This window comes from Streptococcus sp. 27098_8_109, assembly GCF_041432295.1.
Taxonomy (GTDB): Bacteria; Bacillota; Bacilli; order Lactobacillales; family Streptococcaceae; genus Streptococcus.
Genome location: NZ_JAPVZJ010000001.1, coordinates 1 through 23,002 on the forward strand (window position 1 = coordinate 1; position 23,002 = coordinate 23,002).

The 23,002-nt window shown below is 40.6% G+C and carries 28 protein-coding genes and 1 tRNA gene; 12 read left to right on the top strand and 17 right to left on the bottom strand.

The features are described 5' to 3' along the window. Nucleotides 1-43: 43 nt before the first annotated feature. Nucleotides 44-116 (bottom strand) — tRNA-Lys (locus O3664_RS00005). A 264-nt stretch (nt 117-380) separates the two neighbouring features. Beyond that, the gene (locus tag O3664_RS00010; RefSeq protein ID WP_049516363.1) at nt 381-1,652 is read right to left on the bottom strand and encodes a replication-associated recombination protein A; all 1,272 of its coding nucleotides are present in this window, start codon (nt 1,650-1,652) and stop codon (nt 381-383) included. A gap of 115 nt (nt 1,653-1,767) precedes the next feature. On the opposite strand from O3664_RS00010, the gene O3664_RS00015 reads away from it, so the two are divergent. The 6 genes from O3664_RS00015 to pepF are packed head-to-tail and all read left to right on the top strand — an operon-like array spanning nt 1,768 to nt 7,090. Next, complete coding sequence (locus O3664_RS00015; protein ID WP_000257122.1) at nt 1,768-2,238, top strand: DUF3013 family protein; 471 nt, start codon at nt 1,768-1,770, stop codon at nt 2,236-2,238. Between the two features lie 9 nt (nt 2,239-2,247). Continuing rightward, complete coding sequence (locus O3664_RS00020) at nt 2,248-2,676, top strand: NUDIX hydrolase (RefSeq protein WP_371613428.1); 429 nt, start codon at nt 2,248-2,250, stop codon at nt 2,674-2,676. After that, on the top strand, nt 2,677-3,573 hold the full coding sequence (locus tag O3664_RS00025) for a GIY-YIG nuclease family protein (RefSeq protein ID WP_314500215.1): 897 nt from the start codon (nt 2,677-2,679) through the stop codon (nt 3,571-3,573). Nucleotides 3,574-3,587: 14 nt separating this feature from the next. Continuing rightward, complete coding sequence (gene prmA, locus O3664_RS00030) at nt 3,588-4,538, top strand: 50S ribosomal protein L11 methyltransferase (RefSeq protein ID WP_084861723.1); 951 nt, start codon at nt 3,588-3,590, stop codon at nt 4,536-4,538. Nucleotide 4,539: 1 nt separating this feature from the next. Then, nucleotides 4,540-5,283 carry a 16S rRNA (uracil(1498)-N(3))-methyltransferase gene (locus tag O3664_RS00035; RefSeq protein ID WP_084861724.1) on the top strand — a complete coding sequence of 248 codons (744 nt, stop codon included), beginning with the start codon at nt 4,540-4,542 and terminating at the stop codon, nt 5,281-5,283. 10 nt (nt 5,284-5,293) lie between these two features. Further along, nucleotides 5,294-7,090 carry an oligoendopeptidase F gene (gene pepF, locus O3664_RS00040; RefSeq protein ID WP_371613429.1) on the top strand — a complete coding sequence of 599 codons (1,797 nt, stop codon included), beginning with the start codon at nt 5,294-5,296 and terminating at the stop codon, nt 7,088-7,090. Between the two features lie 168 nt (nt 7,091-7,258). On the opposite strand, the gene O3664_RS00045 is transcribed toward pepF, so the two are convergent. After that, nucleotides 7,259-7,648 (bottom strand): nuclear transport factor 2 family protein, encoded by a 390-nt coding sequence (locus O3664_RS00045; protein ID WP_371613430.1) that lies wholly within the window; start codon nt 7,646-7,648, stop codon nt 7,259-7,261. 150 nt (nt 7,649-7,798) lie between these two features. Between O3664_RS00045 and O3664_RS00050 the strand changes: the two genes are divergently transcribed. Beyond that, entirely contained in the window at nt 7,799-8,131 is a 333-nt protein-coding gene (locus O3664_RS00050; RefSeq protein ID WP_000182730.1) for a helix-turn-helix domain-containing protein, read from the top strand. Between the two features lie 11 nt (nt 8,132-8,142). After that, entirely contained in the window at nt 8,143-8,934 is a 792-nt protein-coding gene (locus O3664_RS00055) for a DUF2785 domain-containing protein (RefSeq protein ID WP_024057282.1), read from the top strand. Between the two features lie 107 nt (nt 8,935-9,041). Here the strand turns inward: O3664_RS00055 and O3664_RS00060 are convergent, their stop codons facing one another. Next, a complete protein-coding gene (locus O3664_RS00060) occupies nt 9,042-9,806 on the bottom strand; it encodes a (S)-acetoin forming diacetyl reductase (protein WP_000048147.1) in 765 nt (254 codons plus the stop codon). A 254-nt stretch (nt 9,807-10,060) separates the two neighbouring features. On the opposite strand from O3664_RS00060, the gene O3664_RS00065 reads away from it, so the two are divergent. After that, entirely contained in the window at nt 10,061-10,729 is a 669-nt protein-coding gene (locus O3664_RS00065; RefSeq protein ID WP_371613431.1) for an MIP/aquaporin family protein, read from the top strand. 262 nt (nt 10,730-10,991) lie between these two features. Here the strand turns inward: O3664_RS00065 and queF are convergent, their stop codons facing one another. The 7 genes from queF to O3664_RS00100 form a co-directional block, all read right to left on the bottom strand. Beyond that, complete coding sequence (queF, locus tag O3664_RS00070) at nt 10,992-11,483, bottom strand: preQ(1) synthase (RefSeq protein WP_000082587.1); 492 nt, start codon at nt 11,481-11,483, stop codon at nt 10,992-10,994. Nucleotides 11,484-11,501: 18 nt separating this feature from the next. Then, entirely contained in the window at nt 11,502-12,218 is a 717-nt protein-coding gene (queE, locus tag O3664_RS00075) for a 7-carboxy-7-deazaguanine synthase QueE (protein ID WP_000196472.1), read from the bottom strand. Continuing rightward, nucleotides 12,211-12,654, bottom strand: a complete 444-nt coding sequence (queD, locus tag O3664_RS00080) for a 6-carboxytetrahydropterin synthase QueD (protein WP_000464576.1) — start codon at nt 12,652-12,654, stop codon at nt 12,211-12,213. The genes queE and queD overlap by 8 nt, the downstream gene beginning before the upstream one ends. Further along, the gene (gene queC / locus O3664_RS00085) at nt 12,654-13,307 is read right to left on the bottom strand and encodes a 7-cyano-7-deazaguanine synthase QueC (RefSeq protein WP_020901662.1); all 654 of its coding nucleotides are present in this window, start codon (nt 13,305-13,307) and stop codon (nt 12,654-12,656) included. The genes queD and queC overlap by 1 nt, the downstream gene beginning before the upstream one ends. A 201-nt stretch (nt 13,308-13,508) precedes the next feature. Further along, nucleotides 13,509-13,823 (bottom strand): thioredoxin, encoded by a 315-nt coding sequence (gene trxA / locus O3664_RS00090; protein ID WP_001029581.1) that lies wholly within the window; start codon nt 13,821-13,823, stop codon nt 13,509-13,511. 15 nt (nt 13,824-13,838) lie between these two features. After that, nucleotides 13,839-14,060 carry a DUF4649 family protein gene (locus O3664_RS00095; RefSeq protein WP_000570249.1) on the bottom strand — a complete coding sequence of 74 codons (222 nt, stop codon included), beginning with the start codon at nt 14,058-14,060 and terminating at the stop codon, nt 13,839-13,841. Between the two features lie 100 nt (nt 14,061-14,160). After that, a complete protein-coding gene (locus tag O3664_RS00100) occupies nt 14,161-14,541 on the bottom strand; it encodes a MarR family transcriptional regulator (RefSeq protein ID WP_060805749.1) in 381 nt (126 codons plus the stop codon). A 283-nt stretch (nt 14,542-14,824) separates the two neighbouring features. Here O3664_RS00100 and O3664_RS00105 point away from each other — a divergent pair, with 283 nt between their 5' ends. Next, nucleotides 14,825-15,199 (top strand): CidA/LrgA family protein, encoded by a 375-nt coding sequence (locus O3664_RS00105; RefSeq protein WP_000781325.1) that lies wholly within the window; start codon nt 14,825-14,827, stop codon nt 15,197-15,199. Then, nucleotides 15,196-15,891 (top strand): LrgB family protein, encoded by a 696-nt coding sequence (locus tag O3664_RS00110; protein WP_001288952.1) that lies wholly within the window; start codon nt 15,196-15,198, stop codon nt 15,889-15,891. Before O3664_RS00105 ends, O3664_RS00110 begins: the two co-directional genes overlap by 4 nt. A gap of 51 nt (nt 15,892-15,942) precedes the next feature. On the opposite strand, the gene O3664_RS00115 is transcribed toward O3664_RS00110, so the two are convergent. The 3 genes from O3664_RS00115 to O3664_RS00125 form a co-directional block, all read right to left on the bottom strand. Then, nucleotides 15,943-17,490: an ATP-binding cassette domain-containing protein gene (locus O3664_RS00115; RefSeq protein ID WP_371613432.1), complete on the bottom strand. Its 1,548-nt coding sequence runs from the start codon at nt 17,488-17,490 to the stop codon at nt 15,943-15,945. 278 nt (nt 17,491-17,768) lie between these two features. After that, on the bottom strand, nt 17,769-18,830 hold the full coding sequence (locus O3664_RS00120; protein ID WP_371613433.1) for an N-acetylmuramoyl-L-alanine amidase family protein: 1,062 nt from the start codon (nt 18,828-18,830) through the stop codon (nt 17,769-17,771). A 12-nt stretch (nt 18,831-18,842) separates the two neighbouring features. Beyond that, complete coding sequence (locus tag O3664_RS00125) at nt 18,843-20,003, bottom strand: caspase family protein (RefSeq protein WP_371613434.1); 1,161 nt, start codon at nt 20,001-20,003, stop codon at nt 18,843-18,845. A 93-nt stretch (nt 20,004-20,096) separates the two neighbouring features. Between O3664_RS00125 and O3664_RS00130 the strand changes: the two genes are divergently transcribed. Beyond that, nucleotides 20,097-20,951 carry a helix-turn-helix domain-containing protein gene (locus O3664_RS00130; RefSeq protein ID WP_371613435.1) on the top strand — a complete coding sequence of 285 codons (855 nt, stop codon included), beginning with the start codon at nt 20,097-20,099 and terminating at the stop codon, nt 20,949-20,951. A 105-nt stretch (nt 20,952-21,056) separates the two neighbouring features. Here O3664_RS00130 and O3664_RS00135 read toward each other — a convergent pair whose 3' ends face one another. From O3664_RS00135 to O3664_RS00145, 3 genes are read right to left on the bottom strand one after another with little or no spacing between them, the layout of a single operon-like run. Next, nucleotides 21,057-21,824, bottom strand: coding sequence for a hypothetical protein (locus O3664_RS00135; protein ID WP_371613436.1), 768 nt, complete (start codon nt 21,822-21,824; stop codon nt 21,057-21,059). Between the two features lie 15 nt (nt 21,825-21,839). Further along, the gene (locus O3664_RS00140; RefSeq protein ID WP_261076505.1) at nt 21,840-22,535 is read right to left on the bottom strand and encodes an ABC transporter ATP-binding protein; all 696 of its coding nucleotides are present in this window, start codon (nt 22,533-22,535) and stop codon (nt 21,840-21,842) included. A 4-nt stretch (nt 22,536-22,539) separates the two neighbouring features. Beyond that, nucleotides 22,540-22,905 (bottom strand): GntR family transcriptional regulator, encoded by a 366-nt coding sequence (locus O3664_RS00145; protein ID WP_000119149.1) that lies wholly within the window; start codon nt 22,903-22,905, stop codon nt 22,540-22,542. Nucleotides 22,906-23,002: the final 97 nt, after the last annotated feature.

A 23,002-nucleotide genomic window follows, 5' to 3' on the forward strand; every position in this document is an offset into this window, starting at 1 on the left:
AAAAAAGCCTTGGTTATCAAGGCTTTTTCCTGTTGTATTTAGATGCCCCCTACAGGGATCGAACCTGTGACCCACGGATTAAGAGTCCGCTGCTCTGCCAGCTGAGCTAAGGAGGCAAAGAAAAAAGCTGTATTGGTGCCGAAACTTCACGGTTTGTATTGAACCCGCGCAATTAAGCAGGTGGGCAACTCGCTCTAACTGAAGCTGTTTCCGTGTGAGACGGCCTACATGCTGTTAGAAGACTTTTGTTTCCCTAATAATACAAAAAATAGTCGGTCAACACTTAAGTGTGAAGTCGTACACCACAGCGTTTCTATGTTTATATGATACCACTTTTTCAAAAAAAATCAAGAGGAAAGTGCAATTTTTTGAAAAGGATTTCAGATTTTTCGCAAACGGTCGATAGCTTCCTTTCTTTGAGCCAAAGCCCGTTCATATTTACCAGTATCTTCTGCTTGGAAATAGTGATGATTACGAATTTTTTCTGGTAGATAGTCTTGCTTGACCCAATTTCCAGGATAGTTGTGTGGATAGAGATAGTCTTGGGCATTCCCCAGTTCCTTGCTTCCGCTGTAGTGCCCATCACGCAGGTGCCGCGGAATAGGCAAGTGCCCTGATGTTTTGAGGTCAGCAAGTGCCTTATCCATAGCTACATAGGCTGAGTTGGATTTTGGAGAAAGAGCCAAATCAATCACGACGTTGGCAATGAGGATGCGAGCTTCGGGAAAACCAATCTTTTGGGCAGCATCCAGAGCAGTTACGGTGTGAACCTGGGCTTCAGGATTGGCTAAGCCGATATCTTCATAGGCGATAACAGTCAAGCGACGAGCGAGACTTGGCAGATCCCCAGCCTCAATCAAGCGGGCAGCATAGTGGAGACTGGCATCCACATCTGAGCCACGGATAGACTTTTGCAGGGCTGAGAGAACATCATAGTGGCCATCTCCATCCTTATCCATAGTGATGTAGCTCTGCTGCAGGCTATTTTCCATGATGTCGAGGGTGATGTGGCGGATGCCCTTATCATTCTCAGGGGTAGAGAGAGCTGCCAAATCCAGTGAGTTGAAGGCAGAGCGAAGGTCTCCGTTTGTAGAGGTAGCAATAAAATCCAGCGCATCCTCATCTAGTTCTACTGGAAAATCAAAACCACGCTCAGGGTTACTTAGAGCTATTTGCAGAGCCTCTTTGATGTCTTGGTTAGACAGAGGTTCCAACTCAAAAATTTGAACTCGGCTACGAATGGCAGGAGTGACAGAGAAGAAAGGATTTTCAGTCGTAGCGCCAATCATGATGACCAGTCCACTTTCCAAGAGAGGCAAGAGGAAGTCTTGCTTGGTCTTGTCTAGACGATGAATCTCGTCTAGCAATAGGACGAGACCCCCGGAAAATTTAGCCTCTTCCGCAATTTCTTGCAGTCGCTTTTTACTATCAACTGTCGCATTGAAAGTTCGAAAGGCATACTTAGTAGTCCCAGCGATGGCTGAAGCAATACTGGTCTTGCCGATTCCAGGAGGTCCATATAGAATCATGGAGGACAGGCGGTTGGCTTCCACCATGCGACGGATGATTTTTCCTTGTCCGACCAGATGTTCCTGACCGATGACCTGATCGATGGTTTTAGGGCGCATGCGAAGTGCGAGATTGTCTGGCATAGCAGTCCTTTCTAACGTGGATTTTCTGATGTATATGTGGTAAGATGGTAGTATCTATTTTAGCATATTTCCGAGCAATCGGGGCGATTAAAGAGTCGCATAGAAAGAGGACAAAATGGCAACATACGGATTTTTAGATGTTTTAGAGGAAGAGTTGGAGAAGAATTTTCCCTTTGACTTTGAGATTAGTTGGGACAAGCGTAACCACGCGGTTGAAGTGAGTTTTCTATTGGAAGCGCAAAACGCTGCAGGTGTGGAGATGGTAGATGAAGACGGAGAGGTTTCGTCAGATGACATTCTCTTTGAGGAAGCAGTGCTTTTTTACAATCCTGCCAAATCAACAGTCAATGAGGAAGACTATTTGACGGTTATTCCTTACCTACCTAAAAAAGGTTTTTCTCGTGAATTTTTAGCTTATTTTGCTCTATTCCTTAAAGACACTGCCGAGGTTGGACTAGATGCCCTCATGGACTTTTTGGAAGACCCAGAAGCAGAAGAATTTGTCATGGAATGGAACCAAGAAGTCTTTGAAGAAGGAAAAGTAGGCTTGGAAGAGGGAGAGTTTTATCCTTATCCGAGATACTAGGAGTTTGATATGGACATAGAGATTTCTGATTTCACAGGCTGTAAGATTGCTTTGTTTTGTGGGGATAAGCTTTTGACTATCTTACGCGATGATAAGGCAAGCATTCCCTGGTCCAATATGTGGGAACTGCCCGGTGGGGGACGTGAGGGGGATGAAAGTCCTTTTGAGTGCGTGGCGCGTGAAGTTTATGAAGAACTGGGAATTCATCTGACTGAAGATTGTCTGCTTTGGAGTGAGGTTTATCCAAGTATGCTTTTTGCGGATAAACAATCTGTATTTCTAGTCGGTCAGTTGACACAGGACCAGTTTGACAGTATCGTATTTGGAGATGAAGGACAGGGCTATCAGTTAATGAATGTCGAGGAATTTCTCACTTCCAGTCAAGTTGTACCTCAGTTACAGGATAGAGTGAGGGATTATTTGGAGGAAGTTCGATAAATGGAAAAACGTAGCAAAAATATCAATATGTTTCTCATGGATGGTGAGGTGACTGGAAAAATCAAATGTACTTTGTCAAATTGGACGGGAGTGATTTACAAAATACCTCGTATTCAGTTGGGAGATTTGAAGTCGCGTGATGAAATGAAACAAAGTGGTATTTATTTCTTATTTGGTCGAGATGAAGATAAACAGAAAAATGTGACCTATATTGGTCAGGCGACAACTCGGAAAAATGGTGAAGGGGTATTGTTGCGAATTCAAGAGCATACCCGTGATACTCATGCAGATTATTTTAATGATGTCATAATTCTAACAACTCAAAATAATTCTTTCGGTCCAACAGAAATTAGCTATTTGGAAAATAAATTTACTCAACTTGCTAAAGAAGCTGGTCGCTACATTGTGAAAAATGGGAATGATCCAAATCCTGGTAATGTAACTGAGGAAAAGGAATCTGAACTGGATGAAATTGTTGAAAATACGCTAATGATTATTGGAACTTTAGGTTATCGTGTTTTTGTTCCAATGACAAAGAAAGTTAGTCAAGATCTGACTGATAATCATTCAACTTATCTTTATTTAAAGCGTAAAACTAAGAAATCTAACAAAGTAATAGAAGCAACTTGTGAACGGACAACTGAAGGTTTTGTTGTTTTAGAAGGAAGTCAAGTAGAAATAAAGGATTCTCCATACCTTCCAGCAAGTTTAAAAGAAATGCGTCAGAATTTAATAGCTTCTCGGGTCATTCAAGATGGAGTGTTAAAAGAAAAACAACTCTTTTCTAGCCCTTCTTATGCAGCGGCTTTTTTGCTGGGTATGCAAACGAACGGTCGAACTGATTGGAAAGACCAGGATGGAAGAACTTTAAAAGAATTGGAAGAATTAATAGATTGATAAGGAAAAATTAAATGGAAACATGGCAAGAGTTAAAAGTAACGGTTAAGCGTGAGGGGGAGGAGTTGGTTTCCAACCTCTTGATTGAGCTGGGAGCTCAAGGAGTCGCAATCGAAGACAGTATGGACTATGTGGGAAATGTGGATCGTTTTGGTGAAATTTTTCCAGAGGTTGAGCAACAAGAAGAAATCGTGGTAACAGCCTACTATCCTGATACGATTGATGTGGCAGTGGTTGAAGCAGATTTGCAGGCTCGCCTGGCAGAATTGACAGACTTTATGGATTTGGGTGAGGTCAAGATGGGGACGACTGCCTTGGCTGAGGAAGACTGGGCAGATAACTGGAAGAAATACTACGAACCAGCTCGAATTACTCATGACTTGACTATAGTGCCGTCTTGGACAGACTATGAGGCGACTGCGGGAGAAAAGATTATCAAGCTGGATCCTGGCATGGCCTTTGGAACTGGGACGCATCCAACTACTAAGATGAGCCTTTTTGCCTTGGAGCAGGTTCTTCGTGGTGGCGAAACGGTGCTGGATGTGGGGACTGGTTCAGGTGTCCTCTCTATCGCCAGCTCGCTTCTTGGTGCCAAGGAAATTTTCGCCTATGACCTGGATGATGTGGCAGTTCGAGTGGCTCAGGAAAATATTGAGCTCAACCCTGGCATGGAAAACATCCATGTAGCAGCAGGAGATTTGCTTAAGGGAGTTGAGATTGAGGCAGATGTGATTGTAGCTAATATCTTGGCGGATATCCTCGTTCATCTGACGGATGATGCTTATCGCTTGGTCAAGGATGAAGGCTACCTCATCATGAGTGGCATTATCAAGGACAAGTGGGATATGGTGCGCGAGTCGGCTGAGTCAGCTGGATTTTTCCTTGAAACCCACATGGTTCAAGGGGAATGGAATGCCTGTGTCTTTAAGAAAACCAAGGATATTTCCGGTGTGATTGGAGGCTAGCATGCAACAGTATTTTGTCAAAGGCAGTGCTATCTCTCCTGTCACCATCGAGGACAAGGAAACCAGCAAGCATATGTTTCAGGTTATGCGCTTGAAAGAAGATGACGAGGTGACCTTAGTCTTTGATGATGGAATTAAGCGCTTGGCGCGTATACTGGATGTGGAAGCCCGTCAGTTTGAATTGGTAGAAGAACTAGATGACAATGTGGAACTGCCCGTTCAAGTAACCATTGCATCTGGATTTCCCAAGGGAGACAAGCTGGAGTTTATGACTCAAAAAGTAACCGAACTGGGTGCCAGCCAGATTTGGGCCTTTCCTGCCGACTGGTCAGTTGCCAAGTGGGATGGCAAAAAATTGGGTAAAAAGGTTGAGAAGTTAGAAAAAATCGCCCTCGGAGCATCCGAACAAAGCAAGCGTAACTTCGTTCCAAGCATCAAGCTGTTTGAGAAAAAAGCAGACTTTCTAGCCCAACTTGACCAATTTGACTCTATCGTAGTGGCTTATGAAGAGTCGGCTAAAGAAGGAGAAGCTGCTGCGCTTCTGCAAGCAGTCTCTGGTCTTGAAACAGGAGCCAAATTGCTCTTTATCTTTGGTCCAGAAGGCGGTCTCTCACCTGCAGAAATTGAGAGTTTTGAAGCTAAAGGAGCGGTCTTGGCAGGACTTGGCCCTCGTATCCTACGAGCAGAAACGGCACCACTTTACGCCTTATCAGCCCTTAGTGTTTTATTAGAATTAGAGAAATAAGAGGAAGAAAATGGAACAAAAACACCGTTCAGAATTTCCAGAGAAGGAACTCTGGGACTTAACAGCCTTATACCAAGATCGTGAGGATTTCTTGCGTGCAATCGAGAAAGCTCGCGAAGATATCAACCAATTTAGCCGTGATTACAAGGGCAATCTTCATACTTTTGAGGATTTCGAGAAGGCCTTTGCGGAATTGGAGCAAATTTACATCCAGATGAGCCATATTGGCAACTATGGTTTTATGCCACAGACGACAGACTATAGCAATGAAGAATTTGCCAATATTGCCCAAGCTGGGATGGAATTTGAAACAGATGCCAGTGTAGCTTTGACCTTCTTTGATGACGCCTTGGTGGCTGCAGACGAGGAAGTTTTGAACCGTTTGGGTGAATTGCCCCACTTGACGGCAGCTATTCGTCAGGCCAAAATCAAAAAAGCCCACTATCTAGGGGCTGATGTGGAGAAGGCCTTGACCAATCTGGGTGAAGTTTTCTACAGTCCGCAGGATATTTACACTAAGATGCGTGCTGGGGATTTTGAAATGGCTGACTTTGAAGCCCATCGCAAGACCTACAAAAACAGCTTTGTGACCTATGAGAATTTCTACCAAAATCACGAGGATGCTGAGGTTCGTGAGAAATCTTTCCGTTCCTTCTCAGAAGGACTTCGTAAGCACCAAAATACAGCTGCGGCAGCCTACTTAGCTCAGGTTAAGTCTGAAAAACTCTTGGCAGATATGAAGGGCTACGATTCAGTCTTTGATTATCTTTTGGCTGAACAAGAAGTGAACCGTGCCATGTTTGATCGCCAGATTGACCTTATCATGAAGGATTTTGCGCCAGTTGCTCAGAGATACCTCAAGCATGTTGCCAAGGTCAATGGTCTTGAAAAGATGACCTTTGCAGACTGGAAATTGGACTTGGATAGCGCCCTGAATCCAGAAGTGACTATTGATGATGCCTATGATTTGGTCATGAAGTCAGTAGAACCTTTGGGGCAAGAATATTGTCAGGAAGTTGCTCGCTATCAAGAAGAGCGCTGGGTGGACTTTGCTGCTAATAGTGGCAAGGATTCTGGCGGATATGCGGCGGATCCATATCGTGTACACCCTTATGTCCTCATGAGCTGGACAGGTCGTTTGAGTGATGTCTATACCTTGATTCATGAAATCGGGCATTCTGGTCAATTCATCTTTTCAGATAATCATCAAAGCTACTTTAATGCCCACATGTCGACCTACTATGTTGAAGCACCGTCAACTTTCAATGAGTTGCTTCTCAGTGATTACTTGGAGCACCAATCTGACGACCCACGTCAAAAACGTTTCGCTCTTGCTCACCGCTTGACAGACACCTACTTCCATAACTTTATCACTCACCTTTTGGAAGCAGCCTTCCAGCGTAAAGTGTATACATTGATTGAAGAAGGAGAAACTTTCGGAGCAAGCAAACTCAACAGTATTATGAAGGAAGTCTTGACGGATTTCTGGGGAGATGCCATTGAAATCGACGATGATGCAGCTTTGACTTGGATGCGCCAAGCTCACTACTATATGGGCTTGTATAGTTACACTTACTCAGCAGGACTAGTTATCTCGACAGCTGGTTACCTCCATCTTAAAAACTCTGAGAATGGAGCTGAAGACTGGCTTAATCTCCTCAAATCAGGTGGTAGCAAGACACCACTTGAGTCAGCTATGATTATCGGTGCTGATATTTCAACAGACAAACCACTCCGTGATACCATCCAATTCTTGTCTGACACAGTTGATCAGATCATCGCCTACAGTGCCCAGTTGGGAGAGTAAATTAAAAGAGTCTGGAACAAAAGTCTAACCTTAAATATAAAAAGCGAACAAAACGAGTTATCTGAAACTCAGAATTCTGTCTTGTTCGCTTTTTTTCTAATCTATCGATTTTAAAAATTTATAATAAAGAATTCCTAAAATCAAAATTTTTTGTCCTGGCCTCTTAAATTATCCCCAAAAGCTATCTTCTTCAGCTTGATCTGAAGAGAAGAGCCAAACTTCTTTGATTTTTCCGTCTTCAATGCGGAAGAGGTCAATCCCGTTCATATTGAGTTCAGTACCATCAGCACGTGTTCCAAGAAAAGTAACATTGGCTGCGATTAAATCCTCATTGTCAGAAACCCAATTTGTTACCACCTTAAAGGTTCCATTAGTTTTCTCAGCAAATGTAGCCAGGTGAGCTCCTAGCTTGTCCTTACCAACAACTGTACCAGATATACTATGAGTACCAGGTTGATGCCAGACAATATCGTCTGCCATCGTTTCAAAGACACCAGGAAAGTCACCAGCAATTAAAGCTTGGTTATAAGCGTTGAAAATTTCTAAGTTTGTTGACATATCTATTCTCCATTTCTTTTTTATGATATAATTGTAACAGTTACAAACAAAAAAACAAGTAGAGACTTTTTTGATAGCTAGTATCAAAAGTAGTACTATTATTGATACTAAAAGATAAATTTTTTTTAAAAAATAGAAAGAAGATATTTTATGACAAATAAAGTGAGTGAGTATGGTATTTGTCCATTTGCGACAACGCAGAGGGTTTTAACGGGGAAATGGGCACTGGTAATCATTTATCAGTTGAGTACGGGTACCAAACGATTTAAAGAATTGCAGAGATTATTGCCTGGGATTACTCAAACTATTTTGACCCGTCATCTCCGTCAATTAGAAAAGGATAAGATTGTTCAACGAAAGGTCTATGCCGAAGTTCCACCACGAGTTGAGTACAGCTTAACTGAAATGGGGCAGGAATTCAGAGTTGTTTTAGATGCTGTCGAGAAATGGGGTCTAGATTATATCAAGTTGCTAGAAATGTAGAGGTATTGACCATGTATCAAGAGTTACTCAGAAAAATATCTGAAGAAAGACCAAGTTATCATGAGGAAGAAATCCAGTGGTTGCTTGATCATTTGGGAGATCCTTCTCCAGAAATTCGTGATGACCTTGTTTTTACAAGCTTTGCTAGAGGGATTCAGGAAGAGCTATTTACACAGGAACAATTTCATTTCATTGCTGATGTGGTCTCAGCTGATGGAGGACTAGACAAAGAGATTGATAAGATAGGCCTGCCAACACTCGAACGTTCTTTTAGGGCGCTTATTTATGCAAATCTCTTGTCGGCGGACGCCAACCAGCAATCGGTTTTTTATCAGGGATTAAAAGCAGAAATTCGCAATGTCCTTTTAAATCAAGGTTTGTACTATCTTTCAAAAGAAAAGGATACAACGGGTTTTTCAAGTCAGTATGGTTGGGTTCATGCTTTTGCACATGGAGCCGATTTACTGACAGAGGTGGTTTGTCATCCAGACTTTCCTAAAAACAGAGTTCATGAAGTATTTGATATACTTGGCCAACTATTTAAAAGAATTTCGATTCGCTTTACAGATGATGAGGATTGGCGTTTAGCCAGAGTGATCTATGAACCTATTTTACAAGGGAAGTTGGAGCAAGAGCAAGTAGCTTCTTGGATAAAAGCTGTTGACTTTCCGATAGAAGAAAGGGAAGATTTTTATAAATTTTCCAACTTCAGATCCTGTCTGTTGGAAGTTTATGTCCAACTTGACCAGAGAAATAGTTTACAAGATGACTTGAAAGAAGCTATCCAGTCTTTTCAATACTAGGGATTAGCTAATATTACTTTTTGAAAGAGTTTCTATTGTATCCTCCTAACTAATAATGAAAACTAATAAAAGAGGTTGAATCATTTTCCAACCTCTTTTTGTGTATCTTAATGGAATTGCATACCACCATCAACGATAATGGTTTGTCCTGTAATGTAGTTTGAATCTGGTCCTGCAAGGAAGCTGACAGCAGCAGCCACATCTTCTGGTTCAGATAGACGTTTTAGGGTAATATCTTTTGCAAATGTCTGCATACCCCATTCGTCATCTTTTCCTGCATTTTTACCAACTTCATGAGCGATGTCGTACATCATTGGTGTTTTCACAATACCTGGTGCGTAGGCGTTAACAGTGATGCCTGAGTCTGCTAAATCACGCGCCAATGTTTGAGTAATACCACGAACAGCGAATTTTGTACCACCATAAACAGTCAAGTTTGGATTGCCCACTACACCGGCTTGAGAGGTTGCGTTGATAATTTTACCTCCGTGGCCAAGTGCTTTAAATTGCGCTTGTGCAGCTTGTGAACCCCAAATGACACCACCAACGTTGATACCGAAAGTGCGTGTAAATTGTTCCTCAGTAATTGTATCAAGAGGAGTAGTGGGAGCAACACCAGCGTTATTTACGACAACATTCAAATCACCAAAATGATCAACAACCTTTTGAAATGCTTGTGCAACTTCGGCCTGTTTCGAAACATCGGCCACGACAGCAAAGGCATTTTCAGCTGATAATTCGGCAACAGCTTTTTCAGCTGTTTCGGGATTGTAGTCTAAGACTCCTACCTTAAAGCCATCTTGAACCAATCGTTTTGCGATTGCAAAACCGATTCCTTGACCTGCACCTGTGACAATAGCAACTTTAGACATATGATTCCTCCTTGGTATCCACGATACCATTCAAACGTTCATAAAAGAACAGCAAAGTTGTAAAAATTAGTTCAAATTAGGGAATAAATAACTTATTAGAACTATATTGACATTATATACCTTTAGAAAAAATGTTTCAAATAAACACTACCGTTTTTATAGAATTTTATCCTGAAAATTTCTAATCAATTTTCTTGAAACCCTTTCCCTCTTTTGATAGACTAGTATTTAGTTTTTAAAAAAGGAGAAAGAAAATGAAAAAATTTGTTGCTGAGTTAATCGGTACGTTCATGCTTGTGTTCATCGGAACAGGAGCTGTTGTTTTTGGAAATGGTCTTGATGGCCTAGGTCACCTTGGAATCGCCTTTGCCTTTGGTTTAGCCATCGTGGTTGCAGTCTACTCAATCGGAACTGTTTCAGGTGCTCACTTGAACCCAGCTGTTTCGATCGCTATGTTTGTTAACAAACGTTTGTCATCTTCAGAGCTTGTAAACTACATCCTTGGACAAGTAGTTGGAGCTTTCTTAGCATCTGCTTCTGTCTTCTTCCTCTTGGCAAACTCAGGTATGTCAACTGCTAGTCTTGGTGAAAATGCCTTGGCAAACGGTGTCACTGTCTTTGGTGGTTTCTTGTTTGAAGTCATTGCAACTTTCTTGTTTGTCTTGGTTATCATGACCGTAACTTCAGAAAGCAAGGGGAATGGCGCGATTGCTGGTTTGGTAATCGGTTTGTCCTTGATGGCGATGATTCTTGTCGGATTGAACATTACTGGCCTTTCAGTAAACCCAGCTCGTAGCTTGGCACCAGCTGTCTTGGTAGGTGGTGCAGCCCTTCGACAAGTTTGGATTTTCATCCTTGCACCAATCGCTGGTGGAGTTCTTGCAGCCCTCGTTGCAAAAAAATTCCTAGGAACAGAAGAATAATTGAAACTCAAAAAGCCTTGCTCCTCATCTCGAGGAACAGGGCTTTTTCGTATTATACTCTTCGAAAATTTCTTCAAACCACGTCAGCTTCCATCTGCAACCTCAAAACAGTATTTTGATTTGACTTCGTCAGTTCTATCTGCAACCTCAAAACAGTGTTTTGAGCTGACTTTGTCAGTCTTATCTACAACCTCAAAGCAGTGCTTTGAGCAACCTGTGGCTAGCTTCCTAGTTTGCTCTTTGAATTTCATTGAGTTTGAGTTTAGCGGTTGTCAATTTTCTCTGGATAAAGGTCGTGTTGGAAGAGGCGTTGTTCTGCCAAACCTTCATACTTAGTTCCTGGCTTACCGTAGTTGTAGTAGGGGTCGATTGAAATGCCACCGCGCGGAGTGAATTTTCCCCATACTTCTAAATAGCGAGGGTCTAGTAAGTTGACCAAGTCTTTCCCGATAGTGTTGATACAGTTTTCGTGGAAATCTCCGTGATTTCGGTAACTAAAAAGGTAAAGTTTGAGGGATTTTGACTCGACACAGAGCTTGTCAGGAATATAGGAAATATAAATCGTCGCAAAATCCGGCTGAGCAGTAATAGGGCAAAGTGAGGTAAATTCAGGACAGTTAAATTTGATAAAATAGTCATTTTCCACATGACGATTGTCAAAGGATTCGAGGACTTCTGGTTGATACTCGAAAATGTAGTTGGTTTCTTTGTTGCCCAGTAGGCTTAGGTTTTTCATTTCTTCTTGTTGTGACATGATTTTTTCTTTCTAATCTTAAACACCACGTTGGTTGTCGTAGAGGAGGGTATGCAGTTGAGGAAGGACGCGGACATTGCCCCAGCTATCGTCGGCAGCGACGCGTTCCCAGAGTTCTTTGAGACGGTCCAGTTGATCTTGGATAATATTTCCTGTAGCCTTGGGTTCAGGATTTCCAGCAGATAAGAAAAGGACATCTGGTTGGTAGCGTTCTTGTATTCCTTTAGCAAAGGCTAAATCTGCATCATCAAAGACAGGGATTTTAAAGGTGACCTTGTCTGGATCCAGTTGGGAAACGATAAAGTCCAGGGTCTCAAAGTTGACTTCCATCTTGGATGAAGGAGGTTTGGGACTCAGAGTAACCTGGTCGATATCTTTTAACCAATTTTGCCAGCGAGAGCCTTGGGTCTCAACAGCAAGGGTGACACCACGTTCCTTGAGCTTGGTGACCAGTTCAGCCATGTTGGCTGCTAGGATAGCGGGATTTCCGCCAGACAGGGTTACATAGTCGTAGTTCCCTAGTTTATCCAACTCAGCAATGACTTCGTCAGCTGTCATGCGAGTTGGTTTTTCAGAACCATCCCAAGTAAAGGCAGAATCGCACCAGTCGCAGTGGTAGTCGCAACCGGCAGTGCGGACAAACATGGTTTTCTGCCCAATAGCACGACCTTCACCTTGAAAGGTAGGGCCAAAAATTTCCAGAACTGGTAGTTTGAGGACACGTTCCCTAGTCATCTAACCACTCCCGTCTAAACTCTGCAAAGGAAGTCGGAGTTTCATAGAGGCGAACGTATTCCAAACGAAGACCACGCTCATCAGGTAACTCTTGACTCATGGTTTGGAAAATCCAGTAAACCATATTTTCAGCAGTCGTGTTCATATAAGGCAGAGTTTCATTGAGATAGCGATGATCCAAGTGGGGCTCTAAGTAGTTCTTGTAAATAGCTTTGATGTCTCCGAAATCGTAGGTCATGCCACGCTCATCTAAAAATCCACTAACAGCAATCTGCAGATGATAGGTGTGGCCATGAAGGGATTTGCATTTTCCCTCATAGTGAAAGAGGTGGTGGGCAGCATCAAAGGTAAATTCTTTTGATACCAAGGTTCTGTGAGGATTGTAGACAAGCGACTCCCCAGTTTCCTGTTTGATTTCTTTGGGTGCAAAAAACATTAGTCCTCTCCTTTCTGTGAGAGATAAACATCTAACCCATGTTGACGTAGGTGGCAGGCGGGACAATCTCCACAGCCACTTCCGATAATCCCGTTGTAGCAGGTTAAGGTCTTTTCACGAACATAGTCAAAGGCACCGAGTTGGTCGGCTAATTCCCAAGTTTCAGCCTTGTCCAACCACATTAGAGGTGTTTGGATAACAAAGTCGTAATCCATGGCAAGGTTGAGGGTGACATTGAGAGATTTGACAAAGACATCTCGACAATCAGGGTAGCCTGAGAAGTCGGTCTCACAGACACCTGTCACGATGTCTTTAATGCCACGTTGCTTAGCAAGAACAGCCGCAAAGGACAGAAAGAGGTGGTTGCGACCGTCAACAAAGGTATTAGGCACCTCTCCCTCTTTTTGCTCAATCTCCAGATCAGAAGTCAGGGCATTTTCAGTGATTTGCCCCAGCAGAGACATATCTAGGATATGATGACGAATCCCCTGCTCCTCAGCGATTTCTCTAGCGACTTGAATTTCGAGATGATGGCGTTGGCCGTAGGCAAAGGTAACGGCTTCGACCGTTTCATAGTGTTCTTTAGCCCAAAAGAGGCAGGTTGTAGAATCTTGACCGCCACTAAAGACGACCAAGGCAGATTGACGTTTCATAGTACTCCTTCCAAAATGGGAAATGTTTAGAGCACGCAAAAAGCTCCCATGAGGGAGCTAAAAAATACCAAATCGAGGTTTTTTTTAGCGATGGCGTGTCCCAAACATCGTAATATTCTACCTATAGTCTAGCATATTTTTTGAAAAATGGCAAAGGGCAAGAAAAAAGAGACCAAAGCAAGTACTTTGTCTCTCGTGTGATTAGCTCAATTCAGCAACGATGGCCTTGATTTGTTCTGCTGTGTGAACACCAGCAACTTGTTTTACCACTTGGCCGTCTTTTTTGAAGAGAAGAGTTGGGATAGACATGATTCCAAAGGCACGAGCTGTGTTTGGATTTTCATCAACGTCCATTTTAACGATTTTCAAAACATCTTCTGAAAGTTCTTCAGACAATTTATCCAAGATTGGACCTTGCATACGACATGGACCACACCAAGTTGCCCAGAAGTCTACCAAGACCAAACCGTCTTTTGTTTCTTGTTCGAATGTTGCATCTGTAATTGCTTTTGCCATTGTATTTCTCCTTTTTTAGTTATATTGGCTTAAATCTTGTTTCTTGAGATAGAAGAAGATATCTCCATAAGTCCCATGGTAGTCCAAATCATGACCGTTGTAAGTTAATTTTTGGACAGGGTAGTAGTCTGCGACGCCGATAAGGCAAGCTTGTTGTGAACGATCAAAGTCTTCATAAGAATCGAAGGTTACAGTTCTTTCGTTCTTGCTGGCATCTAGATAGGTAATTTCAATCATGTTTAAAACTCCTTTGTTTAATGATGACTTTATTTTACTCCTTATAAAAAAGAATGTCAAGAAAAATGATTGCGCACGCAACTTTTTTTCTAAAGTCATCTTAAATCAAGAAATTCAAACCAGTTTCCAAGCTTGATTCGACAGCCCTTTGTAGAGTGGCCAGTGTCTTTTGCCCATCACCTGTCAGGCAGATAAAACTAGAGCGTCTATCTTGATCACAACACCTGCGACTAAGCAGACCGCAATTTTTGGCTTCCAAGCGAGCCACCATCCGAGAAACAGCGCTCGGGCTCAGATGAAGCTTATCTGGCAGGTCAATCTGGCGTAGAGATTTTTCTTGAGCCAAGTCCAGATAGTAGAGCAGGTAGAACTCTTTCAAGGTCAGACTTTGCTCGCTCTGCTGGGCAATAGTCTCTTCCAAGAGACTTTCAATTTCTTTCTGACGCCGATTGAAGTCAAACCATTTTTCCAAATAGGTCATAGTATCTCCTTTCTTTTTAGAGTTGTAAATAGAAGAAAGTCCATTCACGGACAATCTCTGCATCACAAGATGATTGCGCATGCAATAATTATACTACTTTTCAAAAGAGCTGGCAAGAAGGACGCTGGAATCTTTTATCCTAAATCATGCCAGTTTTCACAAGTCAAGAATTGTTTGTATCCCCTTTCCATTTCTAATTTTCATTATCCCTTGTGCATTTCCTTGAAATTTTCTGAAAAAAGAGTAAACTGGTATGCAAGAAGTCTATTTCGTGGAGTATAGGATGAAATTATATGTTCAATTAATGATTCTCTTTGTGATTTCTCTAATCGGAGAGGGAATCTCTAGTTTCTTTCATTTGCCCATTCCAGGCAGTATTATCGGTTTGATTATTCTCTTTCTAGCCCTACAATTCAAGTGGCTGAGAACTAGACATGTCAACATGGTGGGGAATTTCTTGCTGGCCAATATGACCATTCTCTTTTTACCGCCAGCAGTGGGAATCATGGAGAAGTTTGATGTGATTGCTCCCTATCTTTTGCCCATCGTTTTGATTGTCTTTTTTGCGGCTGTTATCAACATTATCCTCATTGCCTTGGTGGTTCAGTTCATCAAGAGACGGTTTGAGGGAGATTATGAGAAAGGAGATGCCAAATGAGTGAATTTGTTTCCAATCCCCTGTTTGGGCTTGCCCTATCAATCCTAGCTTATCTAGTAGGAATGCTGATTTACAGACGTTTTCCCCATCCATTGACAACGCCCTTGCTTTTGTCAGCTGTTTTCATTATCATCTTTCTAAAGGTGACGGGTATTTCTTACCAAGATTACTACCAAGGTGGGGTTTATCTGAACAACTTGATTGTCCCATCGACCGTGGCTCTAGGGATTCCGCTTTATAAGAGTTTTCACCTGATGAAGCACCATGCTCGGAGTATTCTCTTTGGTAGTCTGTTAGCGGTAGTGGTCAATACCTCTTTCACGGCCCTTGTAGCTAAGATTTTTGGAATGGACTTTTTCCTAGCCATTTCACTCTTTCCCAAGTCAGTGACAACCGCCATGGCAGTGGGAATCACAGAAAAATTGCAAGGTTTGACGACTGTGACCTTGGTTGTTGTGGTGGCGACTGGGATTTTAACTAGTGTCATCGGCCCAACCCTCTTGAAGTGGTTGAAAATAGATGATCCAGTAGCTGTTGGTCTTTCTCTTGGAGGAACAGGTCATGCTGTCGGAACAGGAACAGCCTTTCGATACGGCTCTGTAGCAGGAGCCATGGGTGGCTTGGCTATCGGTGTCACAGGTATTCTCTATGTCTTTGTCAGCCCTATTGTAGCCAGTTTGATATTGAGTTAAAAAGCAAGGAATTCGGGTTCCTTGCTTTTTCAAATCGTATGTTATAGACTATTACTTTTCTTTACTTAAGTGAATGACTTGGTCATAGTGTTTTAAGTCTTCTTCCGTGTAGTGGTGAATGACTTCAATGACTGTTTGAGGTAGGGAGAAGAGCAAGTCGCTAATTTTTCTGCTATTTTCCGAGTCAAGATTGGCCTTGATTTCATCTGCCAAGATAAGTTGGCTATCGTGGTAGAGAGCACGAGCGATTTCAAGGCGTTGTTTCTCGCCACCAGACAGACTGTCATTGCTGAGCGTTCGATTTTTCAAATGTTCTAATCCTGTTTTTTTGAGGATATGATTTAAAGTCTCTTGTTTTTTATCCAGTCCCAGAAGGATATTGTCTTCCAGAGAGAGCGTGTCAAAGTAATGGCTATCTTGGAGGATATAGGAACTAAGGCTTGTGATTTCTTGACGTGACAGGTTCTGACCAGCAAAGCTAATCTGTCCACTTGTCGGTGTCTCTTCTCCATGAATGATATTGAGCAGGGTTGTTTTACCAGAGCCACTTTCCCCGATAATGGCAATTTTTTCTCCTTGCTTGATGTGCATGGAAATCGGAGACAGGAGGCTATTTCCATCTTTTTCTAAGGAGATGCTGTTAAGCTGGATAGGGAAAATATTTTCTATGCTTCTAGGCGAGATGAAGTCAGACTGGCCCAAAAGTTTTTGGTATTTGTTGAGAAGAGTTCGATTCGCTTTTCGGGTGTTGGTAAAGTATGCCAACTCTTGGAATTGATAGCCGATGTTATGGGAAACTAGATAGATGGCCACAAAACTCGCTGCATCTAAATAATTATAGTAGGTCATAAAGCCACCGATGACGATTGGTGTGACAGAACAAAAGGCATCGATGCTATTGATCAAGAGACTGTTTAAAGTTCGTTGCTTTTCATAGTTAATTTCGGTATCTAAACTGGTTTGTAATTGCTTTTGATAGCGAGTAAAAAAGAAATCTTGCCCCTGATAATGGCGAATTTGTTGGCTACCACCAATAAAATTTGTCAAGCTTGCTAAGTAGCTCTGGTTAACAGTGGACCGCTTTTCAGAAAGTGAATCCAAACGCTTGGATCCAATAGCACTGCAGAGTACAGGAAAGGAGTAGAAGAGGATGAAAATCAAACCCAAGTAAAAATTGGTCCATAGGGCATAGAGAATGGACACAGTTGTGAAGCCAAGAGAAGAAATGATGATGACCGTTGGCTCAATATAGCTTTCTTCTAGTTGCTTGACGTCGTTTTCTAGGTCAGACAAAATATCCTTTTCATCAATCTCATAACTGTTTAAAAATCGCTTGAAAATAGCACTCTTGATTCCATATTTGAAGTCAGTAATCAAACGAGCGTAGTAATAGCGTTTTCCGGCCAATCCTAGTAAGAGGATAAGATTACCAAGGATTCCTAGAATCAATACTTTCCAAAGAAGGACTAGCTCTTGATTGGTAAAACTGGCAACAATATTCTGAACAAGGGCTGGCGTGATAATTGCTTCCAGCCAAGTAATGGCAATAGAAAAGAAGTAAAGTACAAGGTGCTTCTTGGTAACAAATCTTCTCAGCATAAAGAGTTGCCCTCCTTATCGATATACATGTAATTAGTTTTAAAGTCATTATACTCCTTTTTATTAAATACTTCATATAAAAATGTAAATTTTTGGGGGATATACAATTAAATGAAAATATCGTACTGACACAGATTAAAACAAAAAGCGAACAAAACAAAATTCGTTGTTTCGATTCGCTTTTTGTATTATTATTATCTAGATTTTTTTGTAGCTCTGATAACAATTAGTCTGAGCATGTACACTAATAGCTGATGGAATAAAATGTGTACTTTAGATTATTTCCAAGCGCCACTGGCATCTACATAGTAGCCATCTGGTGTGTAGGTATTGTGAAGCATCTTACCTGATGAAGCAAGGTAATACCAAGATCCACTATCTTTTACCCATCCTGTTGCCATAGAACCTGAGTTGTTTAGATAATACCAAGATCCACTATCTTTGATCCAACCTGTTGCCATAGAACCTGAATCTTTTAGGTAATACCAAGAGCCATTATCATATAACCAATCGCTAGCAATCATGGCTCCTGATGATTTAAAGGCATACCAGTTGCTACCTTGATAGAGCCAAGTTTGATTGAACATGACTCCTTTATCATTCATAAAGTACCAAGTTCCCTTATCCTTAACCCAAGCATTCTGAACTAATTGGCCTTGTTTTTGATAGTACCAGTTTTGGTCTGATCTTAGCCAGCTAGCAGTTTCAAAGATTGGAGAAAGTTTTACATATGATCCACTGCTATTATATTGCCGAGTAATCTTTCCTGGTTTGATTAAATTAAGAGTTCCTTCCTCACGCCAAGCAACAACAGATTTTCCTGATCTTACAGCTGGCAACGTTGCAATATAAGATTCATTTCGGGAATCCCATGAACTTTCTAAGATCTGATCCCCGTCGAGAACAAAGTATCCACTTTTAGCATTATCTGAATAAACATCATCAACAACCTTAGTAGACCATGTCTTTACTTCAGTTCCACTCTTAGCCTCTACTACAATATCCCCACGATATCCATAAGGGATATAAAAGTGTAAAAAACGTCCCTTATCTTCAGTTTTAGATACTGTTCTTTCCTCAGCTAAGAAGTTAGTATTTTGCTTTTCTCCATTCAAACTAACTGTCCATTCGATTTCGCTAGTACTAGGTAAATCGAATACTTTAATATTTACTTCATATCCATTATTAATTTTGCTGACTTTCCCATTCTCGTATCGGATACCGCCCTTGATAACCCATTCTTCTTTGAGCTCAAATGCCTGCCCTGAATGAGGTGAAGCTAGTAAAGCTAGCCCAGCTATAGACAAACTAAATAATATAATTTTTTTTGCTACTTTCATTTTATTACTCCCTTATTTCTTGAATAAAACAAATTGACTGTTCTCTGGGTAAACCTCAATATGTTGTTCATCATTTTGTTTTAAAACTTGTTCACGAGAGTATGTATATAATTCGTTTAACGTGATTCTGTTGTTATAATTTTGATCAGCGATTAAAGAACCTTGAGATTGCTGTATAGGGTTCCATCCTGAACCTAAAGACCAATATTTAGTCGCTAAACTTAATGATCCACCACTAGAGTATTCTGACGATCTTGATGAGCAGAGTACTAAAAATTTAGAGTCAATCATTTCGCCTGCTTTTTCGTTCCCATTTGTATTAGTAAATCCTAAAACAAATTCATCCATATCAAATTTTTCGGTAATAGATTCTTCATTAGATTTGCTTGAACTATCTTTAGAAATAATTGTTCCAGCGTGACAACAATCCAGCATAACTACAAACTTACCTTTGTATTGTTTTAGAATGGATGCCAATTCCCAACCAGAGAATGCCGTATTATCACTACCGATATAGATTCTTCCATCTTTTCCTCCATGACAAGTAAAGTAAAGATAATTTACATCGCTTTCGCTAGAAGATTCAAACAGTTCTTGCATTTTTGCAAGAATTTCAGCTTTTGTTTTATCAGGGAAACGAACAACGTTACTAAAGTTTTGGTTACTGAAAACTTTTTCCATAGCATTAACATCTGCGATAGGTACTGCTCTCGTTGATGTTTCACCAAGAACTAAAGCCCGACGATTGATATTTTGCTTTTCCCCACTATTAGCAAAGAAATAAGTATCATCTCCAATATTGTGCCAACCTGTCTGCATAGCACCGCTGGCAGACAAATAATATTGTTTTCCTTCGATAGTCTGTAGGCCAGTTTTCATAGCACCACTATCATCTAGATAATACCAGTTCCCATATTCTTTAATCCAACCTGTCTTCATCCAACCTTCACTATCAAAATAGTACCAGGTGCTACCTATTTTTTCCCATCCATTTGTAGTATAAGAACCATCAGAATGTTTATACCACCAACGGCTACCAGATTTTATCCAACTTCCACTTGACTTACTATAAGTCGTTTGAGAGGATGATTCTTGAGCAGAAACTGGATTATTTGCTGGCAGAGATGCGACTAAGCTTAATAAAGCAACTGTTGACAATAAAATTTTTTTCATGATATTATTGTCCTTTCTATTTTATTTTTGTATAATCATATCATAAATAAAAAACAAGCGTCTTATTTTTTGCAGAAATGGAAGAGGTATGTTATGGAAAATTTTGGAGCAGTTTTAAAGGATATCCGTATTTCAAAAAATTTTCGTCTTAAAGATTTGGCTTGTGATAAGATTAGTGAGTCAACTATTTCTCGTTTCGAAAATGGGATTACAAAATTATCTATTGATCATTTTTACATGTTATTAAATCGCCTGGGGATATCATTTTCGGAATTTGAAGAATTAGTTCATTGCTATTATTCCAAAAAAGAATGCTTTTTTGAAGAACTAGAACATGCTGTAAACTCTTCAGATATCATTTTGTTACAAGAACTAATAAAGAAAATAGAACTAAAACAAAAGCAGGAAAAAAGTCTATGCAATTGTCACATAAAATTGATTGCTGAACAACAGATTAATCGCCTTGCAAACCTTCCTTACAATGCATCTAAATGTAATGAGCTAATCAAGTATTTGCTTTCTGTAGATAATTGGATGGAGTATGAACTGAAAATTTTCTATAATTCGGTGTTTTTTATGAACACTAAAACCATAAGTTTACTATATAGAGTGGTAATCAAGAAAACACGACATTTTTTAAAAACAGATATGGGAACACATAGAGTAATTCCTTTATATTTATTTAATTTAGAATTATTATTAAAAAATAATTTGTTTGATAGAGCTCAATTTTTTATAGATGATTTAGAAAATTTACTGACCAGACAAGGATATTATTTTGAAAAGAATTATTTGCTTTTTTTAAAAGGTATTTATCTTATAAAAACGAATCAAGTAGAGTTAGGCAAAAAAGAATGTTCCAAAGCTATGAAAATATGTAAGGAATATAATGATAGTGTCACAATAGAGAAATTAAACAAGACCTTTAAATCAGATTTTATCATTTAATTGGTTAGAAGGATTCGTCTGTAAGATAAAGTTAGACGGAAAATGAGATCAAAGAAAAAAGGATAGCCTCTCTGCGATGAGATGTTATCCTTTTTGATTTTAAAATTATTGCAAATTAACCTTATTTCTCAAGATGTAGTAGGTTCCGAGGTAAAAGATAGCTATGAAAATGAGTTCTTCAACAATGCCTACGCTTGCTCCCATATAGAAATTATCATTAAATCCTGCAAGTGAATTGACATAGAAGTTAGCACTGGTATTGAAGAAAAGTTCAATAAATCCAATGACGATTTTGATACCAATGTAGGCTACAACAGCAAGTGCAGTACGGTATTCATTGAAAAGTTGTCCAATGGAAATGGCTAAGTAGATGCAGAGGATTTCTGAAATGGTATTTAGTAGGAAGGATACCCCCATAAGAGAGAGTTGAGGAAGGTATGTTCCTGCAAGTGGAATCAAGTCAGAAGTTGCAAACCAATCTGGAGCCGTAAGGGTCAGAACAATGAAAGCACTGATTGCTAGTACAGTAGTGCTGACAATAGACCAGATAAAGGCACCGACTAGTTTGGCTGTGATGATATGGTGTTCAGATACTGGAAGGGTCAAAGTCAGATAGCCTTGTCGGTCATAGACACTACCTTTAAAGCGTTTAATGATTAAGAAAAGAGTTGAAATCCCAAGTGTAATCATCAAGCCACCAAAGACTGTAGCTAGAAAAAGTAGCATAGTAAGTTGACTTTCTTTGGCAGGTAGATTGTTATAAGTCTGTGTCTGTATTCCGATAATGGCAGAAAGGGCTAGCACGGCAATGTAGAGGGCTAAATACCACTTGTTAACATTTTTAAATTCGTAGCGAACTAAATTCCAAAACATAATAATCTCCTTTGCTTAGGCCTTAAATTCCTGACGGAAGAGTTGGTCAATGGATTCACCAGACTCATAGCGAATATCATCTACATTACCTTGACGGACGACTTTTCCATCCTTCAGGAAGACAATTTCATCCAAGATTGGCTCGATATCAGAAATCAAGTGGGTAGAAATCAAAACGGTAGAAGTTGGGGAGTAGTTGTTGATAATGGTATTGAGGATATACTCACGGGCTGCTGGATCCACCCCACCAATGGGTTCGTCTAAAACGTAGAGGCGGGCATCACGGCTCATAACCAAAATCAGTTGTACCTTTTCCTTGTTTCCTTTTGATAGTTTCTTGAGACGACTATTTTCATCAATGCCCAAGTCTGCAAGTAGATGATGGGCGCGTTCAAGATTGAAATCTTTATAGAAGGTCTTGAAGTAGGTTAGGGCTTCTTTGACCTTCATTTGCTCATTGAGATAGGTCGTATCCGGCAAATAAGCTACGATAGCCTTGGTTACTGGGCTTGGGTCCATATCGTTGATAAGGACACGTCCTTGATCTGGTTGCAAGAGGCCATTGATTAGTTTAATCAGGGTTGTTTTCCCTGAGCCGTTTGGTCCAAGGAGACCAACAATTTTTCCAGCTGGGATGTCAAGAGAAACATTTTCAAGGGCTGGGGTTGCTCCATAAGATTTGGATACATTTTCAAATGCTAGTAATGACATAGGCTTAAACTCCTTTAATATAATCGCCGACTACGCCTGGTAGTTCTTCTTTTTCATAGCCAAAATGGGTCATGGAGGAAACGAAGTGTTCCAATTCTTCTTCTGATAATTGTTTGCGTGATTGGGCGATTAGCTCCTTATCCTCAGTTACAAATCGTCCAGTTGTTCGCTTACTGTAGACAAATCCTTCTCGTTCAAGGTCTGACAAGGCTCTTTGGATGGTGTTTGGATTGACACCAGCCTCGCTAGCTAGCTCTCGCACGGTTGGAAGTTGTTGGTTGGGTTCCAGTGTATGGGAAACAATCTGAAGCTTGATTTTCTCCATAATCTGTAAATAGATGGGTTTTTTGTTGTCAAATGTCCAGGACATCTTGGTCTCCTTTCTTTTATCCTTTTGTCTTAATTAAATAATACAACAAAACAAAAAACTTGTCAAGCAAAAAGAAGAATTGTTTTGGGAATCGCTT

Coding starts and splice junctions, on each gene's coding strand:
- O3664_RS00010 (WP_049516363.1), bottom strand. CDS start 1,652: ATGCCAGACAATCTCGCACTTCGCATGCGCCCTAAAACCATCGATCAG.
- O3664_RS00015 (WP_000257122.1), top strand. CDS start 1,768: ATGGCAACATACGGATTTTTAGATGTTTTAGAGGAAGAGTTGGAGAAG.
- O3664_RS00020 (WP_371613428.1), top strand. CDS start 2,248: ATGGACATAGAGATTTCTGATTTCACAGGCTGTAAGATTGCTTTGTTT.
- O3664_RS00025 (WP_314500215.1), top strand. CDS start 2,677: ATGGAAAAACGTAGCAAAAATATCAATATGTTTCTCATGGATGGTGAG.
- prmA (WP_084861723.1), top strand. CDS start 3,588: ATGGAAACATGGCAAGAGTTAAAAGTAACGGTTAAGCGTGAGGGGGAG.
- O3664_RS00035 (WP_084861724.1), top strand. CDS start 4,540: ATGCAACAGTATTTTGTCAAAGGCAGTGCTATCTCTCCTGTCACCATC.
- pepF (WP_371613429.1), top strand. CDS start 5,294: ATGGAACAAAAACACCGTTCAGAATTTCCAGAGAAGGAACTCTGGGAC.
- O3664_RS00045 (WP_371613430.1), bottom strand. CDS start 7,648: ATGTCAACAAACTTAGAAATTTTCAACGCTTATAACCAAGCTTTAATT.
- O3664_RS00050 (WP_000182730.1), top strand. CDS start 7,799: ATGACAAATAAAGTGAGTGAGTATGGTATTTGTCCATTTGCGACAACG.
- O3664_RS00055 (WP_024057282.1), top strand. CDS start 8,143: ATGTATCAAGAGTTACTCAGAAAAATATCTGAAGAAAGACCAAGTTAT.
- O3664_RS00060 (WP_000048147.1), bottom strand. CDS start 9,806: ATGTCTAAAGTTGCTATTGTCACAGGTGCAGGTCAAGGAATCGGTTTT.
- O3664_RS00065 (WP_371613431.1), top strand. CDS start 10,061: ATGAAAAAATTTGTTGCTGAGTTAATCGGTACGTTCATGCTTGTGTTC.
- queF (WP_000082587.1), bottom strand. CDS start 11,483: ATGTCACAACAAGAAGAAATGAAAAACCTAAGCCTACTGGGCAACAAA.
- queE (WP_000196472.1), bottom strand. CDS start 12,218: ATGACTAGGGAACGTGTCCTCAAACTACCAGTTCTGGAAATTTTTGGC.
- queD (WP_000464576.1), bottom strand. CDS start 12,654: ATGTTTTTTGCACCCAAAGAAATCAAACAGGAAACTGGGGAGTCGCTT.
- queC (WP_020901662.1), bottom strand. CDS start 13,307: ATGAAACGTCAATCTGCCTTGGTCGTCTTTAGTGGCGGTCAAGATTCT.
- trxA (WP_001029581.1), bottom strand. CDS start 13,823: ATGGCAAAAGCAATTACAGATGCAACATTCGAACAAGAAACAAAAGAC.
- O3664_RS00095 (WP_000570249.1), bottom strand. CDS start 14,060: ATGATTGAAATTACCTATCTAGATGCCAGCAAGAACGAAAGAACTGTA.
- O3664_RS00100 (WP_060805749.1), bottom strand. CDS start 14,541: ATGACCTATTTGGAAAAATGGTTTGACTTCAATCGGCGTCAGAAAGAA.
- O3664_RS00105 (WP_000781325.1), top strand. CDS start 14,825: ATGAAATTATATGTTCAATTAATGATTCTCTTTGTGATTTCTCTAATC.
- O3664_RS00110 (WP_001288952.1), top strand. CDS start 15,196: ATGAGTGAATTTGTTTCCAATCCCCTGTTTGGGCTTGCCCTATCAATC.
- O3664_RS00115 (WP_371613432.1), bottom strand. CDS start 17,490: ATGCTGAGAAGATTTGTTACCAAGAAGCACCTTGTACTTTACTTCTTT.
- O3664_RS00120 (WP_371613433.1), bottom strand. CDS start 18,830: ATGAAAGTAGCAAAAAAAATTATATTATTTAGTTTGTCTATAGCTGGG.
- O3664_RS00125 (WP_371613434.1), bottom strand. CDS start 20,003: ATGAAAAAAATTTTATTGTCAACAGTTGCTTTATTAAGCTTAGTCGCA.
- O3664_RS00130 (WP_371613435.1), top strand. CDS start 20,097: ATGGAAAATTTTGGAGCAGTTTTAAAGGATATCCGTATTTCAAAAAAT.
- O3664_RS00135 (WP_371613436.1), bottom strand. CDS start 21,824: ATGTTTTGGAATTTAGTTCGCTACGAATTTAAAAATGTTAACAAGTGG.
- O3664_RS00140 (WP_261076505.1), bottom strand. CDS start 22,535: ATGTCATTACTAGCATTTGAAAATGTATCCAAATCTTATGGAGCAACC.
- O3664_RS00145 (WP_000119149.1), bottom strand. CDS start 22,905: ATGTCCTGGACATTTGACAACAAAAAACCCATCTATTTACAGATTATG.